The organism is Streptomyces sp. NPDC005070, from assembly GCF_053600395.1.
In genome coordinates this window covers 1-1708 of sequence record NZ_JBSFZS010000451.1, presented here as the reverse complement: position 1 = coordinate 1708, position 1708 = coordinate 1, and the positions used below count along the sequence as shown (strand labels likewise).

Here is a 1708-nt window from a genome sequence, read left to right as displayed (position 1 = left end):
GGCTGCCCCGAAAGTTCCCCGACAGGCCCGGCGGTGCCGCCGGGAGCGCCGGCGGTGTCGAACAGCACGGTCCACACCGTCGGCCGGCCGCTCTCGGACTCGTGGGGCTCGTCCGCCCGCTCCCGGTCCGCGGTGAAGCGGCCGCACAGGACGGCGAGCACACTTCTGGCGTCGGCCGCGGAGCAGTCCCCGAGCATCACGTGAACCGTTGACGCGGGCAGTTGTTGCACGCTCATGAAAACCCTCTCCCTCGCGTCGGACTGAACAGGCACGCGCGCCCGCGGACGAGCACGTCGTGACGGTGGTGCGAGTACCCCTCGACCACGCCCGAAACAGGGAACGCACGCATTGCTTGCGCCCGGACCGGCCCAGGTCAGAAAGGTCCGTGAGCTATGTTGAGTTCTCGTGGGACATGAAGGAGGACGCGCACCGCTGCCATCGCCGCAGCAGGCACGCGCACAGGCATCCGCGATCACCTCGGGAAAGACGGCGCCCGAGGCCGGCGTGGCGCCGACGTCCCAGCTCAGGGAGCTGTTCGACGGCCCCCGGCTCTCCCCCGGGCAGCGGCGCATCGCCCAGTACCTGATCGAGCACATCACCGAAGCCGCTTTCCTGTCGATCACCGACCTCGCCGAGCGGGTGGGGGTGAGCCAGCCCTCCGTGACCCGTTTCGCTGCGGCCGTGGGCTTCAGCGGGTACCCCGCCCTGCGCGAGAGCCTCCAGGCCATCGCGCTCAGCACCCTGGGCAGCAGCGCCCCGGGAACCCCCGCCGAGGTCACGAGCAACGAGCTCCAGGCCGCGGTGGACGCCGAGATCGAGAACCTGGAGAACCTGCGGCGGGACTTCGCCGATCCCGACCAGATCATCCGCGTCGGCCGGGCCCTGTCGGAGTCGACGCCGCTGACGGTCCTCGGGCTGCGGATCTCCGGCTCACTGGCCGAGTACTTCACGTACGCCGCCCGCCGTATCCACCCGGACGTGCGGGTGGTGACACGCGGCGGCTCGGTCGCCTACGACGCGCTGCTCCAGTCCCGGGAGGCGGGCGGTAGCTGGGTCCTGGCCTTCGGGATGCCCCGGCACGCCCAGGAGACGCTCACGGCGATGCGGGTGGCGCGCAGCGCGGGCCTCCAGGTGGCCCTCGTCACCGACCTCGGGCTCGGCCCGCTGGCGGACGAGGCCGACGTCACCTTCGCCACCGGGACCGGCTCCCGTCTCGTCTTCGACTCCTACGCGGCGCCCGTGGTGCTGTCGGCGGCGCTGCTGCAGGCCATGACCGACGCCGATCCGGAGCGCACCCAGGCGCGCCTGGAGGAGTACGAGCAGGTCGCCGAGCAGCACCATTTCTTCCTGAGGGACTGACCCCGGCCCGGGCTCCGGCCCCGGCGGCGGGCGCGCGAAGCCCCGCTTCCCGCGGACGGGCACCTGTCACGAACAGGGGCTCTGTATCACGCGGACGTCTCATCCGCACCCGTTGTCACCCCGGCATCGCGGGATCATTCACAACAAATCACGCATGAATGTTTTCATGTCCTTGCGCTTCTGGCGGCATATATAAATACTTCTTTCGGATCGTGCCCCGGATGCTTCCAGGTCACGACCCATGAGCACCGGGGCCACCGCTGAGCTGCTCCACCGCCGCACCGCTGACGTCCCCGAGCCGGACGAGCACGGCGGCGAGCAGCTCGTCCGTACGGCGGTCGGTCTGCAC

1 protein-coding gene and 1 pseudogene are annotated in these 1708 nt (G+C 70.6%); one reads left to right on the top strand and one right to left on the bottom strand.

All coding sequences use genetic code 11. The features are described 5' to 3' along the window. Positions 1-236: pseudogene (locus tag ACWEBX_RS40145) on the bottom strand (hypothetical protein); the annotation flags it as partial. A gap of 196 nt (positions 237-432) precedes the next feature. On the opposite strand from ACWEBX_RS40145, the gene ACWEBX_RS40140 reads away from it, so the two are divergent. Further along, positions 433-1359: a MurR/RpiR family transcriptional regulator gene (locus ACWEBX_RS40140; RefSeq protein ID WP_451889634.1), complete on the top strand. Its 927-nt coding sequence runs from the start codon at positions 433-435 to the stop codon at positions 1357-1359. Positions 1360-1708 lie beyond the last annotated feature (349 nt).